25 protein-coding genes and 1 pseudogene are annotated in these 24,844 nt (G+C 67.2%); 11 read left to right on the forward strand and 15 right to left on the reverse strand.

Annotated elements, in window-relative coordinates; all coding sequences use genetic code 11:
• The first annotated feature begins 1 nt into the window (after position 1).
• Genes nuoL through ACFWUP_RS00165 form a run of 5 tightly spaced genes read left to right on the forward strand, consistent with a single transcriptional unit; the run spans position 2 to position 6,663 of the window.
• Positions 2 to 1,888 carry an NADH-quinone oxidoreductase subunit L gene (gene nuoL, locus ACFWUP_RS00145; protein WP_379229432.1) on the forward strand — a complete coding sequence of 629 codons (1,887 nt, stop codon included), beginning with the start codon at positions 2 to 4 and terminating at the stop codon, positions 1,886 to 1,888.
• A complete protein-coding gene (locus ACFWUP_RS00150) occupies positions 1,885 to 3,507 on the forward strand; it encodes an NADH-quinone oxidoreductase subunit M (protein WP_379229433.1) in 1,623 nt (540 codons plus the stop codon). Before nuoL ends, ACFWUP_RS00150 begins: the two co-directional genes overlap by 4 nt.
• Positions 3,504 to 5,126: an NADH-quinone oxidoreductase subunit NuoN gene (gene nuoN, locus ACFWUP_RS00155; RefSeq protein WP_379229434.1), complete on the forward strand. Its 1,623-nt coding sequence runs from the start codon at positions 3,504 to 3,506 to the stop codon at positions 5,124 to 5,126. The genes ACFWUP_RS00150 and nuoN overlap by 4 nt, the downstream gene beginning before the upstream one ends.
• On the forward strand, positions 5,126 to 5,749 hold the full coding sequence (locus ACFWUP_RS00160; protein WP_379229435.1) for a class I SAM-dependent methyltransferase: 624 nt from the start codon (positions 5,126 to 5,128) through the stop codon (positions 5,747 to 5,749). The genes nuoN and ACFWUP_RS00160 overlap by 1 nt, the downstream gene beginning before the upstream one ends.
• 47 nt (positions 5,750 to 5,796) lie before the next feature.
• Entirely contained in the window at positions 5,797 to 6,663 is an 867-nt protein-coding gene (locus tag ACFWUP_RS00165) for an NAD(P)-dependent oxidoreductase (protein ID WP_379229436.1), read from the forward strand.
• A 65-nt stretch (positions 6,664 to 6,728) separates the two neighbouring features.
• Here ACFWUP_RS00165 and ACFWUP_RS00170 read toward each other — a convergent pair whose 3' ends face one another.
• The 5 genes from ACFWUP_RS00170 to ACFWUP_RS00190 form a co-directional block, all read right to left on the reverse strand.
• Positions 6,729 to 7,667 carry an alpha/beta hydrolase family protein gene (locus ACFWUP_RS00170; RefSeq protein ID WP_379229437.1) on the reverse strand — a complete coding sequence of 313 codons (939 nt, stop codon included), beginning with the start codon at positions 7,665 to 7,667 and terminating at the stop codon, positions 6,729 to 6,731.
• The gene (locus ACFWUP_RS00175; protein ID WP_379229438.1) at positions 7,664 to 8,590 is read right to left on the reverse strand and encodes an NADP-dependent oxidoreductase; all 927 of its coding nucleotides are present in this window, start codon (positions 8,588 to 8,590) and stop codon (positions 7,664 to 7,666) included. Before ACFWUP_RS00175 ends, ACFWUP_RS00170 begins: the two co-directional genes overlap by 4 nt.
• Before the next feature lie 107 nt (positions 8,591 to 8,697).
• Complete coding sequence (locus ACFWUP_RS00180; protein ID WP_379229439.1) at positions 8,698 to 9,075, reverse strand: MerR family transcriptional regulator; 378 nt, start codon at positions 9,073 to 9,075, stop codon at positions 8,698 to 8,700.
• 97 nt (positions 9,076 to 9,172) lie between these two features.
• Positions 9,173 to 9,718, reverse strand: coding sequence for a GNAT family N-acetyltransferase (locus ACFWUP_RS00185; RefSeq protein ID WP_379229440.1), 546 nt, complete (start codon positions 9,716 to 9,718; stop codon positions 9,173 to 9,175).
• Between the two features lie 70 nt (positions 9,719 to 9,788).
• Positions 9,789 to 10,634, reverse strand: coding sequence for an NAD(P)H-binding protein (locus tag ACFWUP_RS00190; RefSeq protein WP_379229441.1), 846 nt, complete (start codon positions 10,632 to 10,634; stop codon positions 9,789 to 9,791).
• Positions 10,635 to 10,761: 127 nt separating this feature from the next.
• Between ACFWUP_RS00190 and ACFWUP_RS00195 the strand changes: the two genes are divergently transcribed.
• The 3 genes and pseudogenes from ACFWUP_RS00195 (at position 10,762) to ACFWUP_RS00205 (ending at position 12,163) form a co-directional block, all read left to right on the forward strand.
• Positions 10,762 to 11,154 (forward strand): VOC family protein, encoded by a 393-nt coding sequence (locus tag ACFWUP_RS00195; protein ID WP_379229442.1) that lies wholly within the window; start codon positions 10,762 to 10,764, stop codon positions 11,152 to 11,154.
• 220 nt (positions 11,155 to 11,374) lie between these two features.
• Positions 11,375 to 11,777: pseudogene (locus ACFWUP_RS00200) on the forward strand (VWA domain-containing protein); the annotation flags it as partial.
• A gap of 56 nt (positions 11,778 to 11,833) precedes the next feature.
• Entirely contained in the window at positions 11,834 to 12,163 is a 330-nt protein-coding gene (locus ACFWUP_RS00205; protein ID WP_379229443.1) for a hypothetical protein, read from the forward strand.
• A gap of 17 nt (positions 12,164 to 12,180) precedes the next feature.
• Here ACFWUP_RS00205 and ACFWUP_RS00210 read toward each other — a convergent pair whose 3' ends face one another.
• Positions 12,181 to 12,819: a PadR family transcriptional regulator gene (locus tag ACFWUP_RS00210; RefSeq protein WP_379229444.1), complete on the reverse strand. Its 639-nt coding sequence runs from the start codon at positions 12,817 to 12,819 to the stop codon at positions 12,181 to 12,183.
• A 163-nt stretch (positions 12,820 to 12,982) separates the two neighbouring features.
• Here ACFWUP_RS00210 and ACFWUP_RS00215 point away from each other — a divergent pair, with 163 nt between their 5' ends.
• Positions 12,983 to 13,918, forward strand: a complete 936-nt coding sequence (locus ACFWUP_RS00215; protein ID WP_379229445.1) for an ATP-binding cassette domain-containing protein — start codon at positions 12,983 to 12,985, stop codon at positions 13,916 to 13,918.
• On the forward strand, positions 13,915 to 14,721 hold the full coding sequence (locus ACFWUP_RS00220; RefSeq protein ID WP_379229446.1) for an ABC transporter permease: 807 nt from the start codon (positions 13,915 to 13,917) through the stop codon (positions 14,719 to 14,721). Before ACFWUP_RS00215 ends, ACFWUP_RS00220 begins: the two co-directional genes overlap by 4 nt.
• A gap of 88 nt (positions 14,722 to 14,809) precedes the next feature.
• On the opposite strand, the gene ACFWUP_RS00225 is transcribed toward ACFWUP_RS00220, so the two are convergent.
• From ACFWUP_RS00225 to ACFWUP_RS00245, 5 genes are all read right to left on the reverse strand, one after another.
• Positions 14,810 to 15,547 carry a serine hydrolase domain-containing protein gene (locus tag ACFWUP_RS00225; protein WP_379229447.1) on the reverse strand — a complete coding sequence of 246 codons (738 nt, stop codon included), beginning with the start codon at positions 15,545 to 15,547 and terminating at the stop codon, positions 14,810 to 14,812.
• Positions 15,548 to 15,551: 4 nt separating this feature from the next.
• Positions 15,552 to 15,926 (reverse strand): serine hydrolase, encoded by a 375-nt coding sequence (locus ACFWUP_RS00230; RefSeq protein WP_379229448.1) that lies wholly within the window; start codon positions 15,924 to 15,926, stop codon positions 15,552 to 15,554.
• Positions 15,927 to 16,068: 142 nt separating this feature from the next.
• Entirely contained in the window at positions 16,069 to 16,881 is an 813-nt protein-coding gene (locus ACFWUP_RS00235; protein WP_379229449.1) for a hypothetical protein, read from the reverse strand.
• 88 nt (positions 16,882 to 16,969) lie between these two features.
• Complete coding sequence (locus tag ACFWUP_RS00240) at positions 16,970 to 17,797, reverse strand: alpha/beta fold hydrolase (RefSeq protein ID WP_379229450.1); 828 nt, start codon at positions 17,795 to 17,797, stop codon at positions 16,970 to 16,972.
• Between the two features lie 139 nt (positions 17,798 to 17,936).
• Positions 17,937 to 18,137, reverse strand: a complete 201-nt coding sequence (locus tag ACFWUP_RS00245; protein ID WP_379229451.1) for a hypothetical protein — start codon at positions 18,135 to 18,137, stop codon at positions 17,937 to 17,939.
• A 104-nt stretch (positions 18,138 to 18,241) separates the two neighbouring features.
• On the opposite strand from ACFWUP_RS00245, the gene ACFWUP_RS00250 reads away from it, so the two are divergent.
• A complete protein-coding gene (locus ACFWUP_RS00250) occupies positions 18,242 to 18,865 on the forward strand; it encodes a dienelactone hydrolase family protein (RefSeq protein ID WP_379229452.1) in 624 nt (207 codons plus the stop codon).
• Positions 18,866 to 18,912: 47 nt separating this feature from the next.
• On the opposite strand, the gene ACFWUP_RS00255 is transcribed toward ACFWUP_RS00250, so the two are convergent.
• From ACFWUP_RS00255 to ACFWUP_RS00270, 4 genes are all read right to left on the reverse strand, one after another.
• A complete protein-coding gene (locus ACFWUP_RS00255; RefSeq protein ID WP_379229453.1) occupies positions 18,913 to 20,328 on the reverse strand; it encodes a three-helix bundle dimerization domain-containing protein in 1,416 nt (471 codons plus the stop codon).
• 218 nt (positions 20,329 to 20,546) lie between these two features.
• A complete protein-coding gene (locus ACFWUP_RS00260; protein ID WP_379229454.1) occupies positions 20,547 to 21,128 on the reverse strand; it encodes a DUF308 domain-containing protein in 582 nt (193 codons plus the stop codon).
• Positions 21,125 to 23,434 (reverse strand): ATP-binding cassette domain-containing protein, encoded by a 2,310-nt coding sequence (locus tag ACFWUP_RS00265; RefSeq protein WP_379230903.1) that lies wholly within the window; start codon positions 23,432 to 23,434, stop codon positions 21,125 to 21,127. Before ACFWUP_RS00265 ends, ACFWUP_RS00260 begins: the two co-directional genes overlap by 4 nt.
• Before the next feature lie 139 nt (positions 23,435 to 23,573).
• Positions 23,574 to 24,779 (reverse strand): GNAT family N-acetyltransferase, encoded by a 1,206-nt coding sequence (locus ACFWUP_RS00270; RefSeq protein ID WP_379229455.1) that lies wholly within the window; start codon positions 24,777 to 24,779, stop codon positions 23,574 to 23,576.
• Positions 24,780 to 24,844 lie beyond the last annotated feature (65 nt).

Here is a 24,844-nt window from a genome sequence, read left to right on the forward strand (position 1 = left end):
CATGGGTACCGCAACGCTGTGGCTGCTGCCCATCCTGCCGCTCGCAGGCGCGATCGTCCTGCTGCTGTTCGGCCACCTCACCGACCGCTTCGGCCCCTACCTGGCTACCGCGGCCGCGCTGTCGTCGTTCGTGGTCGCCATGGTCGCGTTCTTCGGGATGCTAGGCCGCCCCGACGCCGACCGCGCCGTGCACAAGGAACTGTTCAACTGGGTGCCCACCGGTGATCTACAGGTCGGGTTCAGCCTGCAACTGGATCAGCTGTCGATCTGCTTCGCGCTCCTCATCACCGGTGTCGGCTCGCTGATCCACATCTATTCGCTCGGCTACATGAGCCACGACCCGGGCAAGCGCCGGTTCTTCGGCTATCTCAACCTGTTCCTGGCCGCCATGCTCGTGCTGGTGCTGGCCGACAACTTCCTCGTGCTGTATCTGGGCTGGGAAGGCGTCGGTTTGGCGTCCTACCTGCTGATCGGCTTCTGGTACGAAAAGCCCTCCGCCGCAACAGCAGCCAAGAAGGCCTTCGTCGTGAACCGGGTCGGCGACATGGGCTTGGCCATCGCCATGATGGTCATGTTCGCGACCTTCGGCTCCTTCGACTTCCAGACCGTCTTCGCGGCCAGCCCCGGCGCCAGCGAAGGCACCCTCACCGCCATCGGGCTACTGCTGTTGCTCGCGGCCTGCGGCAAATCCGCGCAGGTACCGCTCCAATCGTGGCTCGGCGACGCGATGGAAGGCCCCACCCCCGTCTCGGCGCTCATCCACGCCGCCACCATGGTCACCGCCGGTGTGTACCTGATCGCCCGCTCCAACCCGATTTACGACCTCGCCCCCAACGCCCGTACGGCCGTCATCGCCGTCGGTGCGGTGACCTTGCTGTTCGGCGCCATCATCGGCTGCGCCAAGGACGACATCAAGAAGGCCCTCGCGGCCTCGACGATGAGCCAGATCGGGTACATGATCCTTGCCGTCGGCCTCGGCCCCGCCGGCTACGCGTTCGCGATCATGCACCTGCTCACCCACGGCTTCTTCAAAGCCGGCCTGTTCCTCGGCGCCGGCTCGGTCATGCACGCGATGAACGACGAAACCGACATGCGCCGCTACGGCGGCCTGCGCACCCTGATGCCGATCACCTTCATCACCTTCGGCCTCGGCTACCTCGCCATCATCGGCGTGCCACCGTTCTCCGGGTTCTTCTCCAAGGACAAGATCATCGAAGCCGCCTTCGACCACGGCGGCGCCACCGGAATCCTGCTGGGCGCAGTCACTCTCGTCGGCGCCGCGCTCACCGCCTTCTACATGACGCGGGTCATGCTGATGACGTTCTTCGGCGAACGCCGCTGGAAGCCCGACACCCACCCGCACGAATCACCCGCGGTGATGACCGGCCCGATGATCCTGCTCGCGTTCGGATCCGTCTTCGCCGGTGGACTGTTCGTGTGGGGCTCGTCGCTGGTGCACTGGCTCGAACCGGTCGTCGGCTCCCATCACGCGGAACCCGTGATCCCTGCCGCCGTGGTCACCGGTCTGGCCTTGACCGCGGTCGCGATCGGCGTGGCCATCGCCTACCGCAAGTACGCCGAGAACTCGATCCCCGAGGTCGCGCCGGAACAGGTCAGCGTGCTGACCGACGCGGCGCGCGATGACCTCTACGGCGACAAGATCAACGAAGCCGTGTTCGAACGCCCCGGCCGTCATCTCACGAGGGCGCTGGTGTTCCTCGACGCGAAGGGCGTCGACGGGATCGTGAACGGTACAGCCGCCTCGATCGGCGGCCTGTCGGCACGAATCCGCAAGGTACAGACCGGTTTCGTGCGCTCCTACGCTCTGTCCATGTTCACCGGCGCGGCCCTGGTGGCCGCTGCCCTTCTCGCCGTGAGGTTCTGGTGAACTCGTTTCCCTGGCTGACGACACTCTGGCTCACCCCCGCGATCGGGGCGGGCCTGGTGCTCGCCGTCCCCGCCGCTCGACGAAATGTGGCGCGCGGATTGGCGTTCGCGGTGTCGATCGGTGTGCTCGTGCTGGCCGTTGTCCTGACGGTGCGGTTCCAGCCCGGCGGTGACCAGTACCAATTCGTCGAATCCCACGAATGGATCCCGGCATTCGGCGTCGGCTACACCCTCGGCCTCGACGGCATCGCCACCGCGCTGGTCCTGCTCACCGCCGTGCTGATGCCCTTGCTCATCCTGGCGGGCTGGAACGACGACACCGCCACCGGCGAAGGCCCCCGCACCACCCACATCTACATGGCGTTGATGCTGCTGGTCGAGTCGATGGTGCTGATCTCGTTCCTGTCGCTCGACATCCTGCTGTTCTACATCTTCTTCGAAGCGATGCTGATCCCGATGTACTTCCTCATCGGCGGTTTCGGCACCCGCACCACCGACCTCGCGATCCGCGCTCAACGCTCCCGCGCGGCCGTGAAGTTCTTGCTGTACAACCTCTTCGGTGGGCTGGTCATGCTCGCCGCGGTGATCGGGCTCTACGTCCTCACCGCCAAGGCCGGCCTTGGCGAGGGCTCGGCGGGCACCTTCGACCTGCGGATCGTGGTCGCCGCCGCCAACAACGGCGAACTCGGCGGCAGCACCGCGGTTCTCAACGCCCTGTTCCTCGGCTTCATGTTCGCCTTCGCGGTGAAAGCACCACTGTGGCCGCTGCACACCTGGCTGCCCGACGCCGCAGTCTCGGCCACCCCGTCGAGCGCGGTGCTCATGATGGCCGTGGTCGACAAGGTGGGCACCTTCGGCATGCTGCGCTACTGCCTGCTGCTGTTCCCCCTTGCCTCGGACACATTCGCGCCCTTGGTCATCACCCTGGCGGTCATCGGCATCCTCTACGGCGCGCTGCTCGCCATCGGCCAAACCGACATCATGCGCCTGATCGCCTACACCTCGATCTCGCACTTCGGGTTCATCATTCTCGGCATCTTCGCCATGACCACCCAGTCCCAATCCGGGGCGACCCTCTACATGGTCAACCACGGATTGTCCACGGCCGCACTGTTTCTCATCGCCGGATTCCTCGTCTCCCGGCGCGGAACCAGGCTGATCGCCGAATACGGCGGCGTGCAAAAGGTCGCGCCAGTGCTCGCGGGCACGTTCTTCATCGCGGGCCTGGCCACCCTCTCACTGCCCGGCCTCGCACCGTTCATCAGCGAGTTCCTGGTCCTGATCGGCACTTTCCCCAAGTACAAGCTCGCGGCGGTGATCGCGACCGGTGCCCTGGTGCTGGCCGCGATCTACATTCTGTGGCTGTACCAGCGGTTGATGACCGGCCCGCTGAAGCAGGGCAACGAGCACCTGCGTGACCTGGTGCCGCGCGAGTTGGCCGTGGTGGTGCCGCTGCTGGTCGCGTTGCTGGTGCTCGGGTTCTATCCGAAACCGATCCTGGATCTGGTTGATCCCGCTGTGGGACACACCCTGTCGACGATCGGCAAGCACGACCCCGCTCCGACGGTCCCCGCCCCCGAAGCAGGCGCGGCCATCCCGCCCGCAGGCGGCCACAAATGAGGACGGACTCCGTGACCATCACCGAGCTCGCGGCCATCGCGCCCGCACCGAGCATCGAATACCACCTGCTCTCCCCGATGCTGATCGTGTTCGCGGTCGGTGTGGTGGGTGTGCTCGTCGAAGCGTTCGTGCCCAGGCCCTACCGGTATCTCACGCAGTTGGTGCTCGGGTTGGCCGGTGTGGTCGGCGCATTGATCGCGGTCATGTTGCTCGCCGGGTCCGAGGGCACGGCGGTGGTGGGCGCGGTCGCCATCGACGGGGTGACACTGTTCCTGCAGGGCACGATCCTGCTGGTCGCGCTGCTGGGTTTGCTGCTGATCGCCGAGCGCGGTGCGGTGCCGAGGGCGCGCAGCGGGCCGGGAACCTGGAGCCGGGCGGCGGCCGCGTTGGATCGAGGGGTCGACGCGTTCACGCCGCAGGCGTCCGCGGTGCCCGGGAGTGCGCACGAACTCGCGGCCGTGCGCTCGGGTGTCGCGACGACCGAGGTGTTCCCGCTGACGATGATCGCGGTCGGCGGTCTGCTGCTGTTCCCCGCGTCGAACGATCTGCTGACGATGTTCGTCGCGCTCGAAGTGTTGTCGCTGCCGCTGTATCTGCTGTGCGGGCTGGCCCGGCGCAGGCGGTTGCTCTCCCAGGAAGCGGCACTGAAGTACTTCCTGCTCGGTGCGTTCTCCTCGGCGTTCTTCCTCTACGGTGTCGCCCTGCTCTACGGGCAGACCGGCACGGTGTCGCTGCCGGGAATCGGTGCGGCACTGGACAAGCAACCCGAGAACGCGACCCTGGGCCTGCTCGGCATCGGCATGCTCGCCGTCGGTCTGCTGTTCAAGATCGGTGCCGTCCCGTTCCAGGCCTGGGTGCCCGACGTCTACCAGGGTGCGCCGACCCCGATCACCGCCTTCATGGCCGCCGCCACCAAGATCGCCGCCGTCGGCGCCACCATGCGGGTGCTGATGGTGGGAGTCGATGCGCTGAGCCCGGATTGGCGTCCGGTCCTGGCCGCGGTCGCGGTGGCGACGATGGTCGTCGGCGCGGTCATGGCGATCACCCAGACCGACGTGAAGCGGATGCTCGCCTACTCCTCGATCGCCCACGCCGGTTTCCTGCTCGTCGGTATGGTCGCCGCCGACACCGCCGGTGTCGCCGCCGTGCTGTTTTACCTGCTCGCCTACGGCCTCGGCACGGTCGGCGCGTTCTCGGTGGTCAGTCTGGTCCGCGACGCCTCCGGCGACGAAGCGACCGCCCTGTCCCACTGGGCAGGCCTCGGCCGCCGATCCCCGTGGCTCGCTTCGGCATTCGCCCTGCTACTGCTGTCCTTCGCCGGCCTGCCACTCACCAGCGGATTCGTCAGCAAGTTCGCCGTCTTCGCGGCGGCCTCCGGTGCGGGCTACACCGCGTTGGTCATCGTCGGTGTCCTCTGCAGCGCCATCGCGGCCTTCTTCTACGTCCGCGTCATCGTCCTGATGTTCTTCACCGACCCCCCGGCCGACGCCCCCACCGTCACTGCACCCTTCGCCACCACCCTCGTCGTGGCATTCAGCGCCGGCGCCACCCTCCTGCTCGGCATCTTCCCCCAGCCACTGCTCGACCTCGCCGACCGCTCCGCGACATTCATCCACTGATGCAGTCGACACCCGACTCCCGCCCACCGACCAGCCACGAACGCCGAGCCGGCCAACCGTGGAATGCCTCCTACCTCGACGGCCCCGCCCCCTGGGACATCGGCGCCCCGCAACCCGCCGTCGTGCGACTGGCCGAAGCGGGCGGTTTCTGCGGGCCGGTTCTCGACGTCGGCTGCGGAACCGGCGACAACGCCCTGTTCATCGCCGCCCGTGGTCTCCCGGTCCTCGGCGTCGACGTTGCCGAAACAGCACTGGCCACCGCCAGACAAACCGCCGACGACCGCGGCATCGACGCCGACTTCGCCATGGCCGACGCCCTACACCTGCAACGCCTCTACCGCCGCTTCGAAACAGTCCTCGACTGCGGCCTGTTCCACACCTTCGACGACTCCGAACGCACCGAATACGTGGCCAGCCTGGCCTCGGTCATCGACCCCGGCGGCACCCTGTACGTGCTGTGCTTCAGCGACTCGGGCCCGCATCCCGTCACCGAACAAGCCCTCACCGCACCCTTCACCGACGACCCGGCCTGGCACCTGGCCGCCGTCACCCCGGAAACTCTGCGAACCCGATTCGCCGTCACGACCCCCGCCTGGCTCGCAACCATCAAGCGGCGAGCCTGATCTCACCCCTTGACCTAAAGGTTTGTTGAGCTTCTAGGGTTCGTTTCATGAGTGAAAACGCACAGACACCGGCGGTCGCAGTTCTGGGCTTGGGTGAAATGGGGTCGGCACTGGCCACTGCACTGCTGGATGCCGGGTATCGAGTCACCGTATGGAACCGGTCCGAGGACAAGGCGCATCCGCTGGTGGCCAAGGGCGCACAGCCTGCCGCGACTCCGGTGGCGGCCGTTGCTTCAGCCGACGTGGTGATCGTGAACGTCAAAGGTGGTGCGGTGGCGGCGGATCTGTTGCGTGCCTCCGGGTCCGAACTGGCCGGACGAACCGTCGTCGACCTGACCGACGGCTCCGCCGAACAGTCCACGACCACCGGCCATTTGGTGATCGAACACGGCGCGAACTACCTGCACGGCCAGATCATGACCATCGCCCCCGCGATCGGCTCTCCGGACACCGTGATCTTCTACGGCGGCGACCGCACCACGTTCGACCGCCACGAAGCCCTCCTCCGAACCCTCGGCGGCCGCGCCACTTTCGTCTCCCCCGACCCCGCCGTGCCCGTCCTCTACGGCATCATGTGGGGCCTGCTGAACGGATTCCTGCACGCCTCAGCACTTCTCGGCAACGCGGGCCTCTCGATCCGCGACTTCACCCAGCAAGCCGAACCCTCGTTGACCTCCCTGTCGTCCCTGTTCCCGATGCTCGCGAACGAGATCGACAACACCGAATTCGCCACCCCTTACGGTGCCCTGAAACACCACCTCCCCTCCCTCGACGACCTGATCTCCGAAAGCCACACCCGAGGAATCGACACCGACCTACCCACCTACACCAGAAACTTGGTCGCCGGTGCCATCACCGCAGGTCACGGCCACGACAGCTACTCCCGGCTGGTCGAACACTTCAGCCGCAAGTAGTCAGCCGCCGATGGTGTCGAGCGTGGTCTCGACTACGGGCTCGATGCCTCTTCGAAACGGCGGTGTCACTTGGATTCCAGTCGCCCCAACGGGTGCGCATCGGCGAGGACGGACTGGGCCGTCTCCCAATCGGTGTGGTCGATGCCGGTGACGTGGCGAAGGAAGGCGAGCGTGACGTGCTGGACGAGAGCGACCCGAGCCGGGTTCTCGTCGGTGGTCTCTGTCACCTGGTAGCCGGAGATGCCGCCGAGGAAGTGCTCGCCGCCGTGGACGGTGAGCAGGCTCTTGTTTCCGCGACTGAGGGTGTAGGGGTCGCTCGTCCAGGCCGGACCCCGGGTGGAGAGCGGGAGGTCGTCGGCGTCGCCGGCGACGACCAGTCCGGGGGCGGTGATGTGGGAGAAGTCCTGATCGCGCAGCCACGGCAAGTTCTGCTGGGCGAAGGGCGTCAGTTCGTCACCGCCCTTTCCCGCGGTGGCCAGCTGGATACTGGCCATGATCCGCGGGTCGGACAGATCCTCGGCGATACCGGTCTGCGGATCCCGGACACGCAGACCCACCAGGATGCCCGCGGTCTGGCCACCGAAGGAATGCCCCGCGGCGACGATTCGACCATGGTCGACCCGTCCGGCCAGGCCGGGTACGGCTGCCTCGAGAGTCTCGAGGTCATCGAGAATGCGCCGCATGTCTTCCACGCGATAGCGCCACGTCCGGGGTCTGCGGGGATCATCCGCGGGGATGTCGAGGCGCTGGGAATCGAGGTGGGTGGCCTGGATGACGACGAAGCCATGGGCGGCCCAATGGTCGACCAGCGGTGCGTAGCCGTCCAGATTCGAGCCGAATCCGTGCGCGAACAACACGATCGGCAGATCGGTGCCGGTCACCGGGGCGGCAATGCGTACGTGCAGGTCCTCGCCGCGCGCTGGTGCGGGCAGCACGAGCGGCGCGACCGCCACGGTCGGGGTGGACGCGGGAACGGTGAGACCGGTCGTCTGGTCCGCGGTCATGCGATCACCTCGATGACAACCTTGCCCGAAGAGTGACCGTTCTCGACGGTGGCGAGGGCGGCGGGGGCATCGGCGAGCGAATGGACCGCGGTGATCACCGGTGCGAGGACTCCGTCGAGGGCCAACTGGGCGGACCGCTCCAGATTCTCGCGGTCGAGGCGACGCTCGACGAAACGCCCACCGAGATCGGGCACAGACATATCGCCCACGGCGATGACATTGCGCCGATCCCGGGCCAGCGGAGCGACGGTCCGCAGCGCGGCGCCCCCGACCAGGTCGACGATTCCGTCGAAGCCGTCCGCGACCAGCTCACGTGCCGTGGCGACGACGTCCCCGGCGGCGTAGTCGATGAACCGCACCCCGATGGCTTCCGCGTGCGCTCGTTTGGCGGCACTCCCGGTGCCGATCACCCGCAGCCCGCGGGCGACGGCCAGCCGGGCGACAGCGAGGCCGACACCGCCGCCGACACCGTTGACCAGGATCGTGGCACCGGTAGGGAGGTCGAGCTGGTCGAGTGCATCGACGGCGGTTGTCCCGGCCACCGGCAGCGTTGCCGCCACCGTCGCGGACAGGCCCGCCGGGATACGCGCGGTATTCGGTGCGGACAGCACCGTCGTCTCGGCGTAGGTGCCCCCACCGGTGAGCGCGAACCCGAACACAGCGTCACCCACCGCGAGCCCGTCGACGTCCTCACCCAGGGCGAGAACGGTTCCCGCTGCCTCCATGCCCAGCACGCGGGGAAACGGTCGCCCGCCGTCGAGCCCGGGGACCAGGCCCGACCGCACTGCGTGATCGAGGGGGTTCACCCCGGCGACCTCGACCCGGATCAACACCTCGCCGCGACCGGGAACCGGATCAGGACGATCGAAGAACTCCTGCACCTCGGGCCCGCCATACCTGCCGAAACCCCACGCCTGCGCCATTTTTCGCTGCCTCCTGGCTGACCGAACCCGGTGGTTCCGGGCTCCGTAGCCATCCTCACCCCTGACACTGATGTCAGGGGCAAGCGGCTGAGTCGCAGGTCACAGCATCAGGCCGGAGCTGCGGACAGCTCGGCCCGGTGCCGACCGTTGGCTTTGATCAGCACGTCGAGCGCAGCGCGGGTCTCGATCAGGTGCGCGATGTCGGCGTCGATCCGGTCACGCTCGCGCGTCATCGTCGCAAACGTCTCCTCGGCGACGTCCAGATCCCCCGGCACGTCAGCACACGGCAGCACAGACGCGATCACCCGGCTGGACATCCCCGCGTCGAACAACTGTCGAATGAGCGACACCCGCTCGACCACGGCACCGGAATAGTGCCGCTGCCCGGCCGCGGACCGCGAACTGGTCAGCAGACCCTGCTCCTCGTAGTACCGCAACGAGCGCGGACTCACCCCCGTACGTTTGGACAGCTCACCGATCCGCATCCCCGAAATCCTACGCCCGCACGCTGCCACGACGGTGGTTCCCCGACCGGTCGAGCACTGCAGCCGTCCGGGTAGCGCCCCGGCTCCGCAACAGTATTCAGACGTATGACCGGCCGACCGTGATCCGATACCACCGTGCCGCACCGAATTCGGTGTCCTCGATACTGTCGAGAACGCCGCCACAGCGCTCGATCGTCATCGCTGAGCCGAGATTCTCAGCGTCACAAACCGCCAGCACACGGTCCATGCCGAGCACCGACGCCTCCGCGATGATCCGAGACAAGGCCCAAGTAGCTACACCTCGTCGCCGCGCGGAGGGCCGGATCCCGTATCCGATGTGACCCACCCGCTGCACGAATTCCCCGTCCCCGTGTCGCAACGCGATCCCACCGAGCACCCGATCACCCTCGACGATCCAGCGATAGGTGCACCGGAAGTCCGCGTGCTCCGCGGACGCATCGACGAGCCGCCCGACCCACGCCTCGAATCCCGGCAGGGAGCCGACATCGTCGCCGGGCAGCAGCCCGAAACCGTCCTCATGGGCACCTGAACCCCACTCGGCATGGGCATCGAGCCATGCGCTGTACAGCTGCGCAGTCGGCGCGACCAATCCCAGGGCCTCCGATTCGTGCGCAGTGAACACTCGCCCAACCTACTGGTGAGCCCGGTGCGTCGCCCGAGAATGCATCGCCTGTCGGGTGTCTTCCGCCGAACTACTTGAACGCGATGATGTTTCGTCGTGCCCAGTCTGCGAAGGTGTGCGGTGCGCGGCCGAGTACCTTGGTGACGTCGGGTGAGATTCGCTGTTCTTCGGGCGTCGGCGCGCCGATGATGTCGAGCGTGGTTTCGACGACCGGTTCGGGCATGAAGTGCAGCATCTGCGTATGTGCCTGCGCCCGAGTCTGTTCGACGAACCGAATCGGTTCGCCCAGCGCCGCGCCGAGGTTGTCGGCCCGCTGACGAGGTGTGCTGAGTTCCGGACCGGTCAATGTGTAGATCTGTCCGGCGTGGCCGTCCTCGCGCAGCGCGACCGCGGCAACCTCGGCGATATCGGACGGATCGATCACCGGCAGACCCACCTCGCCGAACGGTGCCGCGACGGTGCGTTCGGCCCGCACCGACTCCGCCCAAGCGTAGGCGTTGGAGGCGAAGGCGCCAGGCCGCAGAATCGTCCACTCCAACCCTGATCCGCGCACAGCCTCCTCGAACGAGTGCCCCAACTGTCCGTGCGAGGCCGACTCCGGCCGGGTGGCCACACCCTGCGACGAAAGCTGCACAACCCGTTGAACACCAGCCGATTTCGCAAGCTCGAGGATGGCGCGGGGATCCAGCAGATGCGCACTGATCCCGGTGTCGTGCAGGAACAGCGCTGTCGCACCCGCGAAAGCAGGGCGCAGGGATTCGGGCACAGTGAGATCGGCGCGCTGGTGCCGAACGCCCTCCGGCAGCGCGGGCTCCGTGGCGCCCCGGGACACGGCGGTCACCTGCTCGCCTGCCGCGGCGAGGGTCTGCACGAGAGTACGTCCGACATTGCCGGTCGCTCCGGTCACAACAATCATTTTCACTCCTGAGTTAGTTGACTAACTGACTGAATGAAACGTTAGACGAAGACCCGGCGGTCTGTCCAGTGCGGAGTGAGCCAGATCGGACTCCCCGGAATCGCCGCCGCTTGCTAGCCTCGTCGATATGGCAATTTCACGAAGCTTCGTGAACATCTGCAGCGACCGACTCCCCGCGACACGCGACTTCTACGTCGACCTACTGGGTTTCCGAATCGCCTACGACAGTGACTGGTTCGTGCAACTCGACGACGCCGGCTCAGGGGCAACCATCGGCATCATCGCGCGTGATCACGACCTGGTCCCCGAACATGCCCGGGGCGGATTCGGCGGTTCCTACATCACCATCGTTGTCGACGATGTGGAGCCCGTGTACGCCCGCGTCAAGGACCTCCGCGTTCCCGTCGTCGAGGAGCCCCGGGATCTGTTCTACGGTCAACGACGCATGCTGGTCACCGACCCCAACGGCTACCTCGTCGACGTTTCCAGCCCGACCGCACCGCCACCCACCGACCTTTGAGCACTTCACCTGAACATCCACTGGCGCAGGTGTATTCGAGCGACCATCGTTCTTGCCCTGGTTGGCGGCATGCCCGCTGGTAGCGTGACCGAGTGCTTCGATCCTGGATACGACCCGCGATGGTTGGACTGTCGATCAGCGTCGCCGTGGTCGTATCCGGTTGCGGGCAAGTGACTTCCGGGTCCGCGAGCCTGCGGTGCCAGTACCCGCGGTGTGCGACGCGGTCGTGATGCTGGCGCTCGACGTGTCACTGTCGATGGAGGCGACCGATGTCGCGCCGAGTCGCCTCGCGGTCGCCAAGCAAGCGCTGAAGGACTACGCCCAGCCCAGGGCTGGCACCGGGAACGCAGCTCAGTCTGGTCACTTTCGCGGGCACCGCATCGCTGCAGGTGAGCCCCACAACCAACCGCACCGCCTTCACCAATGCCCTCGACAATGTGCGACTGGCCGAGCGCACAGCAACCGGCGAAGGCATAATCACGGCCCTCCAAGCCATCGACTCCGTATACAAGATCGCGCCCCTCGCAGGTCCCCGCCGCGTCATCCTGCTCTCCGACGGCAAACAAACCATGCCCGAAGACCTCGATGCACCCCGCGGCGCGTACACCGCCGCCCGCCAGGCGAACACCGCCCGAACCACTCGGGCATTTCGGTGGCGCAGGTGAAGTAGGCGGCGCTCATGACCCGGGCGATCCCGGCGACGGTCGGGGCGGCGTCGCGAACGGCCTGTTCCGAGGCGAGGCGGCGTCGTGGCGAGCCCGCCTCACTCGAAATCCGCATCGACCTCGACGGCACCGACCATGCAGGTGATCACCTCGATCGCACGCACCACCTCGTCCACCCAGCCGGCCAACGACCCATGACCGCTCTCGGCATCGCCCTCGGCGCCGAACGCCTCCTCGGCCTCAACGGCACCCCACCGACACCCGGCATCCACACGCCCGAGTCGCTGATCGACCCGAACTATGCGGTGGAGCGGATGCGTGAGGTCGGCGCGAAGTTCAGTTAGGAGATCCAGGGCCGCATCTAGCGCCGGTCGCCTGGGTGCGGCCCCGTCGAGAACGGGTTCGGCGCATCGTCGGCGAGCACCCCGACAAACGGTTCCCCCTCCCCCGCGAACTCATAGGCCCCGCCCTCGATCCGCCCGATCAGACCGTTGGTCCACGCCGCCTCGCTGTCGGCCGAGTGCAACCACATGTTCATGATCTCGCCGATGTGACCGAGCTGTTCCGGACCGTCCTCGGGGGTGTAGTACTCGGTCACCGAGCCCCGCCACTGCTCCAGTCGCGCGATCCGCTCCCGGAGTAGTGCGACGACCTCATCGCGTGGCAGGTCGACCATGAATCCGATGCCGGCCGAGAGCATGTCCATCTTCTGGTCATAGGAGGTCAGGGCCTGGCGCAGCAGCGTGAGGTATTCCTCGGTGCCATTGTCGGTGATCTCGTATTCGACCCGAGGCGGACCGCCGACGGTGCTCGGCGCGACCTCGTGGGCGACCAGCAGATCTTGCTTCGCCAGCTGTTTGAGCGCGTGATAGATCGACCCCGGCTTGGCGTTGGACCATTCGTGGGCGCCCCAGAACTCCAGGTCGTTGCGCACCTGGTAGCCGTGCGCCCGCCCGTGCTGACGGACCGCGCCCAGGACCAGCAGCCGGATCGCCGACATGTACGCCTCCTTCTAGGCAACCTTGACTAGAGCATCTCGAAGCCAGCTTAACCAGGTGCCGTCACATCGAGCGCCAACCAAGTAATCAAGTTTGACTAATTACCGAGAAGTTCGTACCTTGGTTCTTCTAGTCAAGTTTGATTACTGACCGAAGGGGAACGTAGTGACTGACCACGATCACGCGATCGTCGTCGAAGGCCTGCGCAAGCGATACGGGGACAAACATGCCCTCGACGGCCTCGATCTCACCGTCCGCGCCGGAACCGTCCAGGGAATCCTCGGCCCGAACGGCGCCGGTAAGACCACCGCCGTGCGGATCATGTCCACGCTGTTGCGCCCCGATGCGGGTCGCGTCGAAGTGGCGGGTATCGACGCGATCACCCGCGCCGAGGAGGTGCGCTCACGCATCGGACTGCTCGGCCAGAATGCCGCAGTCGACGAGGAGCTAAGCGGCCGACAAAACCTGGAGATGTTCGGTCGGCTCTACCACCTCGGTGCGCGCCGAGCCGGTACTCGAGCCGACGAGCTCCTGCACCGATTCGGGCTCGCCGACACCGGCAACAAGGCCGTCGCGCAGTACAGCGGCGGCATGCGTCGTCGCCTCGACCTCGCCGCCTCGCTCATCTCCCAGCCGCAGGTGCTGTTCCTCGACGAGCCGACGACCGGCCTCGATCCCCGCGGCCGCACGGAGGTCTGGAACGCCGTGCGTTCGCTGGTCGACGGCGGCACGACCGTGCTGCTGACCACGCAGTATCTGGAAGAAGCCGACCAGCTGGCCGACCAGATCGCGGTGATCGACCACGGCAAGGTCATCGCCGAGGGCACCGCCGACCAGCTCAAATCCAAGACCGGCGGCGACCGCATCGACGTGGTCCTGCACGACACCACCCAGCTCGCCTTCGCGGCCGCGCTCCTTCCCGGAGACGCGGTCGTCGACGAGGACCGGCGGATGGTCAGCGCCACGGTCGCCGACCGGATGGCCGCGCTCACCGAAACCGTGCGGGCCTTGGAAGCGGCGGGTATCGAGGCCCAGGACATCGCCCTGCGCAGGCCGACGCTCGACGAAGTCTTCCTGCACCTGACGAAGGAGACTGTGTGACAACGACATACAACACCAAGTCGACGCTGACCTGGGCGCTCGCCGATTCCTGGACGATGACCAGACGCGAACTGGACCATTGGGTGCGCCAACCCGTGCAAGTGGTCGTCGGGCTGGTGTTCCCGGTGATGCTGCTGGTGATGTTCAGCTATCTGATCGGCGGCGGCAGGGGCGTCGACGGGGACTTCACGTCCTTTCTGGTCCCCGGCATGCTGACCATGACGATGGCCTTCGGCCTGGAATCGACGATGCTGTCGGTCACCCAGGACCTCGGCAAGGGTGTGATCGACCGGTTCCGCTCGATGCCGATGAATTCCGGCGCCGTGCTGGTCGGCCGCAGCGTCGCGGACATGCTGCAATCGGTCGTCGGGCTGACGGTGATGATCGCGGTGGGGTATGCGATCGGCTGGCGCTGGCACGGCGGGTTCGCCGCCTTCCTCGGTGCGGTGGGCCTGCTGTTGCTGTTGCGTTTCGCGATGCTGTGGATCGGCATCTACCTGGCGATGGTCGCGGGCAAACCGGAACTGGTGCAGGCGGTGCAGATGCTGGTCTGGCCGATCAGCTTCCTCTCCACCGCCATCGCCTCCCCCGAGTCGATGCCGTCCTGGCTCGGCGCGGTCGTGGAGTGGAATCCGATGTCGGCGACGGCCACCGCGGTGCGCGGGCTGTTCGGCAACCCGGGCGCCGACGGCGACTCCTGGGCCGCGACCCATGCGGAGTTGCTCGCGGTGGTCTGGCCGCTGGCGCTGATCGCGGTGTTCTTCCCGCTGGCCGTCCAGCGCTTCCGGGACCTGAGCCGCTAGTCGAGGTGGCGTGTGTCCCCGGCCCTCACCGGGGACACACGCTCCTACCTCACCGAGGTGTCACCTGTCGTGACCGAGCGCGGGACGGCTACTCGCACAGCGCGTGCGTGAGCAGCCCACCGAGATCGACCGCCGCAGCGGTGCCGGTATAGGCGATGGTGACCGCGCGACCGTCGGGGGTGGCACCGGCGACGGTGGAGAACCCGTGGACGCCGCCGATGTGACCGACATACCGCGCACCGCAGGGCAGTTGGGTGTATCCGAGGCCGAGACCGTAGAACATGCCGTCACCGTTGCCCATGTCGACGCCGTCGAGCATCTGCCGGAGTTCGGGCTCGGGGACGACCTGACCCGCCAGCAGTGCGAGGAAGAATCGGTTCACGTCGGCGCCGGTACTCACCAGGGCGCCGGACGTCCACGGCACCGACGGTTCCATCCGCGTCGTGTCGGTGACGGTTCCCTCGACAGTGGTGTACCCGGTCGGATGGGGCCGGCGCAGACCGGTTTCGCCGGTGGCGGGCAGGTAGGTGTTCGACAGGCCGAGCGGAGTCAGGATGCGGTCGCGCAGTTCGTCGGCGTAGCGATGGCCGGTCACCGCCTCGATCAGCATGCCCGCGACGATGTAGTTGACGTTGGTGTACTCGAATCGGGTGCCTGGCGCGAACTTCGCGGGCAGCTCCAGGGCCAGTGCGATCTCCTGAGCGGGAGTGAAGGTGCGGCCGGCCTTTGCCGCTTCGTGTTCGTCGAGCTCCGGGGTTCGGGCCGGTTCGGGCAGGCCACTGCGGTGACCCAGGATCTGCCGGACGGTGATCGCGCGACCGTCCACGCCGTCACCGACGAGCAGTCCCGGTAGATACGTTCTCGACGGATCGGTCGAGGTCGACGCGGCGTTCGGCCACCAACTGGAGCACGATCGCGGCGGTGAAGGACTTGGTGATGCTGCCGACCCGCACATGCTGGGCGACGTCGGTCGCGATCGGCGTCGCCGCTGCCCTGTCGGCCGATCCGGCGGCGACGACGGTGCTCGTACCGGATTCGGTGAGTGTGGCGATGGCCCCGACGGCACCCGTGCCGACCATCGCGTCCAGGTCGGCGCGCACGCTGTCCGCGCGCGTGACGGCTAGGGGCTCGGCCGTGCTCGTCATACAGGCGGACAGGATCAGCGCGGCGATGAAGATCGAAACAGTGAATGGTCGAAATCGCATGACCGAACGGTAGAAAGCCGCAGCCCACCAACACATTGGACTGCGGTATTACCCACACCTCGCACCGAAGTAGTGGGTCGCTCAGCTGAATATTTCCAAGGCACTTCCTGCCTCGAGTCCTCGTGGACCTCCCGTTGGTGCATCAGCGACCGGGGGCTGCGGTCGGACGCCATGTTCGCCTCGGCGGAATCCAGTCGAGCGCGTCGACGGCTGAGGGGTCGGGCAGCACTACGACCAACTCCCCGTAGAGGTGCCATTCATCGTGTGAGTACGCCTCGGCGGCGATCAACAGCGTCGACGTCGTGTAGCCGTGGAGCACGGCCTCAGTGACCGATCCTGGGGTCGAGCCGCCGTCGACCGATGTGTCGAGGACGACCTCGACGGCCCTGATCTGCCCCGTGACGACGGGGACATCGCGCCGCGACCGGAGCGAACCCTCGTCGTGCGTAGGCAACTGCGGGTCGACATTCGGACGGAAGCACAGACCGAACACGGCGTCGTCCTGGTAAATGCCGACCATCGCGTCGCGATCGATGCCCTTCGCCCGCAGCCACGCGAAAGGAATCCTGGTGCCGTCAGCAGCTGCCCAGCTGACGGCTACGCCATCGTCAGCGGACTCCAGTGCCCACTCCTGGCCTTCCCAGCCGACGACATCCATGGACGCGAGCATCAGCGCGGAGGTGATGTTCTTGGTGATCCATCCGTCGTTGTCCGGCAGTTCGGCAGTCGCCAACAGATCAGCAACGGCCTCCCCGGTCATTTCCTCGAGGTCGTCTGACGGCGGCAAATTGCCTACGCTGCGCACCGCCGAGAACACTGGGAAGTCGCCGCCGTCCTCTCGAAATACGGCCCAGACATCGCGCTGCTGGAGGTCGGTGAACTCCCAGCCGATGCCATTTCGCGTGCTCACGTTGCTTGCGACGGTCGCGAGCCATCGCGCACGCCAGTCGGTCACGGTGTCGCCTTCATTCGTAGATCATTGCAGTCCGAGGGGTATCGTTGCCCACTTCCCAGCCATTGCCCGGCGCCACTACGGACGACGATCACGGCTCGTCGAGCACCTCTTGCAGGCGGGATGCGAAGGTGATGGGGTCGTTGACGAAGCCGGTGTGGTCGCCCGGGAACAGGACGGGGTCGACGCCCAGCGCTGACGCCAGTGCTCGTGAGGTGTGGTCGCAGAACTGGCCGGTGGATTCGGCACCGATTCCGATGATCACGCGGGTGGGGATCGAGCGCAGCAGGGGCGGGTCCGGCACCCAGGCGGTGGTGTGGCGGAGTTCGTGGGCGAACCAGAAGCGTTCGCTGGCCACCTGCTGCGGGTCGCGGTCGCCGCCGAAGATCTGCTCGAGCATCGGGTCGGGGATCGGTATGTTGGCCTGAGCGAAGAACTTTCGCCAGGCGCCGATCACGTCGCCGGTGGCGTAGGTGGCGATGATGTCCTCGGTGAGTGCGCGTTGGGTGTCGGCGTCGGGGAGCAGTTCGCGCAGGGGCGGCTCGTGGGCGACGACGGTGGTGACCAGGTCGGGGTTGGTCTGGGCCAGGGCCAGCGCGGTGACGGCGCCGCCGCTGGATCCGAACATCACTGCCGGGCCCGCGTCGAGGCGGGTGATGAGTTGGGCGAGGTCTCCGGCGCGGGCGAGCACCGTCGAATCCTGGTCAGGGTCGTCGAGGGGGCTGGCGTAATGACCCCGCGGGTCGGTGGTGAGGACGGTGTTGGTGACGGCGAGTTGTTCGGCGGCCGCGGCGAACGAGGCGGCGTTCATCGGGGCGCCGACGAGGACGAGCAGCGGTCCCGCCCCACGGACCTCGTAATACAGGCGGGCGTCCGGCACCACGAGGGTGCCGGTGGTGACGGCGGAACTGGCGGTCATGAGGCTCTCCCGGATCTCGGCTACAGGTAGCACTCATACAGACGGTGCCCGCTGTGAGAACTCATCGCTCACCGCGAAAATTCTTTTCCGACAATCTTTCCCGCAGGTCACAGGCATTTCAGTCGGGCGAGAACCGGAACTAGCGGCGGCGGCTGAGTTCGTCCGCGCGGGCACGCAGTGTCGCGGCGACCAGTTCGCGACCTTCGTGCGCCAGATCGATGACCTCGCGGGCACCTTTACGTCCCGCTTCGCTCGCGATGCCCGCCAACGCGTTTCCGGTTCGGCGTGCGGCGATGGACAGTTCGTTGAGCAGTTCTCGGCCGGGTTCGCGTTTACGCATCTCGGTGGGACTCCATTCGCGGTGCAGGCCAGCGGGTATCAACTGACCATCTCAGTGTACAGTCGTGCACTGAACAAGTGTCAACCCCAGGCTACGATTCCCACATGCCGAGTCCTGGTCAGTGGGAGCACACAGTGATCCGGCCGACAAGCACGGGCGACATCGCGGTAGTCCTGGTGCACGAGGTCTTCGGCCTCACCGACAGCATCACCCAGTTCGCCGAAAAACTCCGCGAGGCAACGCAAGCCACGATCTACGCACCGCACCTACTCGACACCGCACCTTTCGGGCGAGCCGACGAGGCCATCGCCTACGAACGCTTCATGACGACACTGGGCCCCGCCGGTCTGGCCACCCGAGTGCTCGACTACAACGCCGCCCAGGTGACAGACCATACGGCCGTGTACTGCGTCGGCCTCAGCGTCGGCGCCACCGCCGCGTGGATCGCCTCGGCGAGTGAACAATTCGATGCGGTGCTCGCGGTCTACGGCTCGCGGATTCGTGACCATCTCGACGTGCGCCCCAGCGGTCGTGCCCACCTCGTCTTCGCCGAACACGAGCCCAGCTTCGACCCGAACCACCTCGCATCAACCCTGCGAACCATTACCGGTGTGACCGTCGACGTCCTACCGCAACACCACGGATTCTGTAGCGCCGATTCCGCAACCTACTCCGAACAAGGACTCGACAGTGTCTTGGCCGCGGCCAGCGAGCTCGTCGGACGCTGAAACGCCGGTGCCGCACAGCGCAGAGCTGCACGGCACCGGCATCGGGTTCAGTTGTAGGAGTTGGCAACTCCGTCGAGCAGGTGTTCGAGGGTCTCGTAGGCAGGCACGTCGACCACGTCGATCAGATCGGCGGCCACCGGCACCGAGCGTTGCGCGGCGACCGAGGTGAACTGGGCGGTGTCGCCGGTGCGGAAGCCGTGGTCGGCGGCGAGGCGGCGCAGTTCGGGGTTGTCGGTGAGGAGTTTGCCGATCTTGTCGCCGGTCCCGGTCAGCGGGACGAGGGTGTGGCTCGACAGGACGGTCGGGGTCGGGTAGGTCAGCACCATGTCCGGCTTGATGCGGCCCTTACCCGCCGCTTCGACGAATTGGGCTTCGTAGATGCACACCAGCGGGGTCGGGCCCATGCCGTTGGTGAGGTACTGGTTGAACGGGCCTTCGCTGCTGTTGTCGGTGTAGCCCTGGGCGAGAAACAGTTTCGACAGGGCAGGCAGCACGTGCTGTTCGGCGGTGGCGCCGCGCACGATGGTGTGGTCGTTGGCGACGTAGCTGGCGATCGACAGATACATGGCCGCGGAGTTGGAGCTGCGCGGGTCGGTGGTGGAGACCAGGATGTTCTTGGCGACCGGGTAGGTGGTGTTGTCGGGCAGGTCGTCCCACTGCACGCCGGTTCCGGCCAGTTCCAGGTACTTGTCCATGTCGAACGTCGCGACCGGGCCGGGCTTGATCACCCCGGCCGTGGTCAACAGGTCAGCGATGGGCCGGTAGGTGGCGATGGCGATCGGCGAGGAGAACGGCGTGTACTTGGTGGTGATGTTGCGCTGACGCTGGATGCGTTCGGCGGCCGGAATACTCGACGGGAACGCGAAATCGAACGCGCCGAGGTCGACGGTGGTCGCGATCTGGCGCGAACCGGCGGGCTCCACCTGCACCCGAACACCGTTGTCGGCGAGCACCTTCACCACCCGCTCGTCGGCGAAGAACGACATCTTCTCCGACCCGACGACACCGCGCACCACAGTGGTCGCCGCGACCGTGGCCGCCGGAGCGTCGTCGCCACCGGGCAGCAGGACCGCACCCGCCACCACACCGGCGACGACCACGGCCGCGCCGATCGACAACGGCATCACCGCACGCCTGCTCAACCGCTTCGGCTGCCCCTCGGCCTTGTTCGTCTCGCGCGCGATCACCTCGGCCGCCCGCACGGCGGCCGACGGCGCCGGAACTCGCACCGTCGGTTCGGGATCGGCGAGTTCGCTGCGCACGATCCGCTCGACCAGGATCGGCACGAACTCCCGGATCGGTTTGCCGGTGAATCGGTGGTGCGCGGCGCCGACCGCCGACGTCACCTGGTCGACGGGGACGTTCTCGGACAGGTCTTCGACCAAACTCTCGGTCATCCGCCGCATGGCCAGCTCTTCACGCTGGACGGCATCAGCAGCTACGCCGGGTACTACGCGCGACACCACACTTCTCCTGGGCTCACAATCGGGGGGAGCGAACGCGGCGCGCCGAAACACCCGTGCGCACGCCTCGGGCCACGCTACCGGCGCGCAGCACAGTTACCCGCGCCGCGAGCAAGGGTGCACGCAGAGTTCAGCGCTCGCTCGGATGCCCGCAACGTCGCGTTGTCCGCGAGTTCGCGTAAACCTCGAATTGTGCACTGGCAGTGTGTGATCGACAACTACAGCTCGGTCGCGGTCCGAACCGCGGGCACCGGCTCCGCGGATCCGTGCGCCGCAGCCAACGCCGCCCGCCCGAGCCCACCGGCCAGCAGTTCCATGACACCGATCAGGACCAGCCCGCTCCCGGCCATCGTGGCCAGTCCGGTGACCGTCTGGAACGTGATCGCGATGATCGCGATGCCGATCACGGTGGTGACGAGCCCGCACACCTCGTGCATCCACCCGTCGACGACAGTGGCATCCCACGCCGCGACCAGTGCGTGCACGACACCGCGCACCGCCCAGCCGATCCCGATCCACAGGGCGAGCAGTTCGATATTGCCGCCCTGGAAGACCAGCGCCGCCAGAATCCCCGTGAGCCCGGCACTGACCAGCACCAACACCCGCAGCAGGAACGCCAGCCGCGCCATCATCGCCAGATACGCCTGCACCATGGTGCTCAGGATCAGCGAGATCCCGAACAGCACCGCCAGGGTGTTCTCGTCGCGTCCCGGCCACAGCAGCAACGCCACCCCGAGCACGAACGAGCACCCGCCGGCGACGAGCATCGCAGTCCGGGTCCGGTCTTGGCCGCCGTTCATGACAGTCGCTCCCGCAGGTAGGGCGAGGTCCGGCTGACCGGATTGTCCGCCACCTGTTGCGGTGTCCCCTGCGCCACGATCCGACCTCCCTGCCCGCCACCGCCGGGCCCCATGTCGATCACATGGTCGGCCCCGGCGACGACGGTCATGTCGTGTTCGACGACGACCACGCTGGCGCCGCTGTCGACGAGCGAATTCAGTTGTGTCATCAGGATATCGGTGTCGGCCGGGTGCAGTCCGGTCGTTGGTTCGTCGAGCAGGTAGACGGTGTTGTTGCGGCGCGCCCGCTGCAGCTCGGTGGCGAGCTTCACCCGTTGCGCTTCACCGCCGGACAGTTCGGTCGCGGGTTGTCCGAGCCGTAGGTAGCCCAGGCCCACATCGCGCAGTGTGTGCAGAGCGCGCGCCACCACCGGGACGTCGGCGAGGAAGTCGGCAGCCTTGTCGACGGTCAGGTCGAGTACCTCGGCGATGGTGGTGTCGCGGTAGGTGATGTCGAGGGTTTCGGGGTTGTAGCGGGCGCCGTGGCAGGCCGGGCACGGGCTGTAGGTGCTGGGCAGGAACAGCAGTTCGACGGTGATGTAGCCCTCGCCCTGGCAGGTCGGGCACCGTCCTTCGGCGACGTTGAACGAGAACCGGCCGACCCCGTAGCCGCGCGCTTTGGCGGCGTCGGTCGCGGCGAAGAGTTTGCGGACGGTGTCGAACAGGCCGGTGTAGGTGGCCAGGTTCGACCGTGGGGTGCGCCCGATCGGCGCCTGGTCGACTTCGACCACGCGCACGATCTCCGGGTCGGCGTCGGCGGTGGTCGAAACAGCGTGCAGCAGCGTCGATTTGCCCGATCCGGAGACGCCGGTGATCGCGGTGAACACTCCGAGGGGGATGTCGACGTCGAGATTTCGCAGGTTGTGGCTGGTGATCCCCCGCAGCCGCAGCTCGCCGGTGGGGGTGCGGGCTGCGCGCGGTGGGCGCACGATCTCGCCGAACAGGTACGGCCGGGTGACCGACTCGGCTACGTCTCGCAGGCCCTCGACTTCCCCGGCGTAGAGCACCTTCCCGCCGTGCACGCCCGCGCCGGGTCCGATGTCGATGAGCCAGTCGGCGTGGCGGACGACGTCGAGGTCGTGTTCGACCAGGAACACACTGTTGCCCGAATTCTTGAGCCGGTCCAGCACGGTCGTCAGGGCGGCGGTGTCGGCGGGGTGCAGTCCGGCCGAGGGTTCGTCGAGGATGTAGACGACGCCGAACAGCCCCGACCGCAGCTGCCCCGCCAGCCGTAAACGTTGCAGCTCGCCGCCGGACAGGGTCGGGCTCTCGCGGTCGACGCTGAGGTAACCGAGCCCGAGCTCGATCAACACGTCCAGGCGGGAGGTGAGGTCCTGGGTGAGCACGGCCAGCGCGTCCGTGCCGGGGGTATAGGGCCGCAGCACCTCGGCGAGTTCGCTCAGGGGTAGGTCGGCGAGTTCGGTGATGTTGAATCCGGCGAACGTCACGGCAAGGGCTTCGGGTTTGAGCCTGCGCCCGTCGCACAGGGGACAGACGGCGGTGTGCAGGTATTCGGCGGCGCGGGCGCGGGTGGCCTCGCTCTTGGATTCGGCGTGCGAGCGCAGCAGCAGCTGTTTGGCGCCGGTGTAGGTGCCCTGGTAGGGGCGGTGGATGCGATGGGGTTCGCGCACGGGTTCGACCGTGACGACCGGTTTTTCCTCGGTGAACAGGATCCATTCGCGCGCGGCCGGGGACAGTTCGCGCCACGGGCGATCGATGTCGTAGCCGAGCGCGCCCAGCACATCACGCAGGTTCTTGCCCTGCCAGGCTCCCGGCCACGACGCGATCGCCCCTTCGCGGATGCTCAGCGACGGGTCGGGGACCATCGACGCCTCGGTGGCTTCGTGCACGACGCCCTGTCCGTGGCAGCGCGGGCAGGCGCCTTCGGCGGTGTTCGGGGAGAACGCGTCGGAGTAGAGGCGGTTGGTGCCCTCCGGGTAGTGCCCGGGGCCGGTCCTGGCCGGTGTGTCGGGGTAGTGGCCTTCGCGAGACATCAACATGCGCAAGGTGTTCGAGATGGCGGTGACGGTGCCGACGGTCGATCTCGACGACGGCGAGGACCGGCGCTGGGCCAATGCCACCGTCGGCGGCAGGCCGGTGACGGTGTCGACATCGGGAGCTTCCACCTGATGCAGCAATCGGCGGGCATACGGCGCCACCGATTCCAGGTAGCGGCGTTGCGATTCCGCGTAGAGGGTGCCGAACGCCAACGACGACTTACCCGAACCGGACACACCCGTGAACGCGACGAGGGCGTTTCGTGGCATGTCCGCGTCGACATCGCGCAGGTTGTGGACCCGGGCGCCACGCACCCGAACCGAAGAATCGACCTCGTGCGAATCCACAGCTACCTACCGTACTCCCGAGGGGTGACCTGCGGGGCGAACGCGCCCGTTGCGGTTCGGCTCAGAAGAACCAGCCCAATTGGGGTGCCCGGTCGGCGGTGAACGCTTCGTCGAACGCGCGCAGCACCGTGGGGTCTTCGGCCTTCAGCCGGTGGGCGGCCGCGAAGGTGCTCGCGCGCTGACCGCCGAAGTAGAGGGCGGCGAGGATGTTGATGTCGAAGCTGAGAGTCGCGGGGCGGGTGGTCGGTTCGCACTCGGCGATGCCGTCGCGGATCCGCAGGGCGAAGTTCCCGCCCGCGCTGCGGAACGGGTCGTGTACTGCCATGACGGTGTCGAGGTCGGCTCGGTAGGTGCGGGCGGTCAGGGCGGCGGGGACGTCCATGATTCGCGCCCACAGGGAATCGCCGCGGCGGGTGAGTTGTACGGCACGGGGGTCGGTGAGCATGTGGGCCAGTGGGTCGTCGTCGGCGATGTCGGCTTCCACGGTGTCGACGAGGTCCATCCCGAGCAGGACCCGCCACAGTGCGGCGTGCGCGTCGGGGGTCGCGGCGCGGAATTCCCAGATCGAGGCGATGCCGTGCTCTCCGCGCCGGGAGCGCCGGTACAGGGCGTATCCGTCGGCGTGGAGCAGCACGAACAGCGTCGTCGCACCCTGACGGTGCCGTTCGATGTCGGCGAAGAACATGTCCCACTTGGCATCCGGACGTTCCTGTGCGCCCGGCGTCACCTTCTGCCAGCGTTCGTAGATCTCGCGAATCCGCGGGGCGGCATCGGCCAGGGTTTCCAGGGTGACGCCGCCGGGATCGGGTGTGGTGGAACGGAATTCGGCCCGCCGCGTGTCGATGGCGACCGCGGTGTCGAGAATGGACACCTCGTAGCCGAACCGCCCGTAGATCGTGCCCTCGCTCGCGGTGAAGATCGTCAACGGCAGAGCTTCGGCTTCGGTCCGAGCGTGCTGGGCGGTGTAGAGCTCCCGCAGAATCCCCCGCCGTCGATGCGTCGCCGCCACCACGACTCCCGCCACCCCACACGCCCGCACCGTCCGCTCCCCCGGCACGGTCACCGTCATCGTCCGATCCACGGTATGCCCCACGATCCGGTCCCCCTCCACCGCGACCAACGACCGCTCGACCGGAAAGACCTCCCCCCGGAACTCCTGCTCATCACCCCCGAACCGAATCCCGAACCCGGCCTCCTGCAACCCGGTGATCGCCCCCGATTCCCCCTGCACAGCCGCCCGAACCGTCACACTCTTCGCCGATGCCATCCCCGTACCTTCCCACGCCGTCCCACCCCGCCACATCTGGTTTTCGAGCGGCCGAGGTACGCCTA

This window comes from Nocardia sp. NPDC058658, assembly GCF_042716665.1.
Lineage (GTDB): Bacteria > Actinomycetota > Actinomycetes > Mycobacteriales > Mycobacteriaceae > Nocardia.

What these genes read in the sequence shown, in the direction of transcription:
- nuoL (WP_379229432.1), top strand. Translation starts at nt 2, where the DNA reads ATGGGTACCGCAACGCTGTGGCTGCTGCCCATCCTGCCGCTCGCAGGC.
- nuoN (WP_379229434.1), top strand. Translation starts at nt 3,504, where the DNA reads ATGAGGACGGACTCCGTGACCATCACCGAGCTCGCGGCCATCGCGCCC.
- ACFWUP_RS00160 (WP_379229435.1), top strand. Translation starts at nt 5,126, where the DNA reads ATGCAGTCGACACCCGACTCCCGCCCACCGACCAGCCACGAACGCCGA.
- ACFWUP_RS00165 (WP_379229436.1), top strand. Translation starts at nt 5,797, where the DNA reads ATGAGTGAAAACGCACAGACACCGGCGGTCGCAGTTCTGGGCTTGGGT.
- ACFWUP_RS00170 (WP_379229437.1), bottom strand. Translation starts at nt 7,667, where the DNA reads ATGACCGCGGACCAGACGACCGGTCTCACCGTTCCCGCGTCCACCCCG.
- ACFWUP_RS00175 (WP_379229438.1), bottom strand. Translation starts at nt 8,590, where the DNA reads ATGGCGCAGGCGTGGGGTTTCGGCAGGTATGGCGGGCCCGAGGTGCAG.
- ACFWUP_RS00180 (WP_379229439.1), bottom strand. Translation starts at nt 9,075, where the DNA reads ATGCGGATCGGTGAGCTGTCCAAACGTACGGGGGTGAGTCCGCGCTCG.
- ACFWUP_RS00190 (WP_379229441.1), bottom strand. Translation starts at nt 10,634, where the DNA reads ATGATTGTTGTGACCGGAGCGACCGGCAATGTCGGACGTACTCTCGTG.
- ACFWUP_RS00195 (WP_379229442.1), top strand. Translation starts at nt 10,762, where the DNA reads ATGGCAATTTCACGAAGCTTCGTGAACATCTGCAGCGACCGACTCCCC.
- ACFWUP_RS00205 (WP_379229443.1), top strand. Translation starts at nt 11,834, where the DNA reads ATGACCCGGGCGATCCCGGCGACGGTCGGGGCGGCGTCGCGAACGGCC.
- ACFWUP_RS00210 (WP_379229444.1), bottom strand. Translation starts at nt 12,819, where the DNA reads ATGTCGGCGATCCGGCTGCTGGTCCTGGGCGCGGTCCGTCAGCACGGG.
- ACFWUP_RS00230 (WP_379229448.1), bottom strand. Translation starts at nt 15,926, where the DNA reads ATGCGATTTCGACCATTCACTGTTTCGATCTTCATCGCCGCGCTGATC.
- ACFWUP_RS00240 (WP_379229450.1), bottom strand. Translation starts at nt 17,797, where the DNA reads ATGACCGCCAGTTCCGCCGTCACCACCGGCACCCTCGTGGTGCCGGAC.
- ACFWUP_RS00245 (WP_379229451.1), bottom strand. Translation starts at nt 18,137, where the DNA reads ATGCGTAAACGCGAACCCGGCCGAGAACTGCTCAACGAACTGTCCATC.
- ACFWUP_RS00250 (WP_379229452.1), top strand. Translation starts at nt 18,242, where the DNA reads ATGCCGAGTCCTGGTCAGTGGGAGCACACAGTGATCCGGCCGACAAGC.
- ACFWUP_RS00260 (WP_379229454.1), bottom strand. Translation starts at nt 21,128, where the DNA reads ATGAACGGCGGCCAAGACCGGACCCGGACTGCGATGCTCGTCGCCGGC.
- ACFWUP_RS00265 (WP_379230903.1), bottom strand. Translation starts at nt 23,434, where the DNA reads ATGCCACGAAACGCCCTCGTCGCGTTCACGGGTGTGTCCGGTTCGGGT.
- ACFWUP_RS00270 (WP_379229455.1), bottom strand. Translation starts at nt 24,779, where the DNA reads ATGGCATCGGCGAAGAGTGTGACGGTTCGGGCGGCTGTGCAGGGGGAA.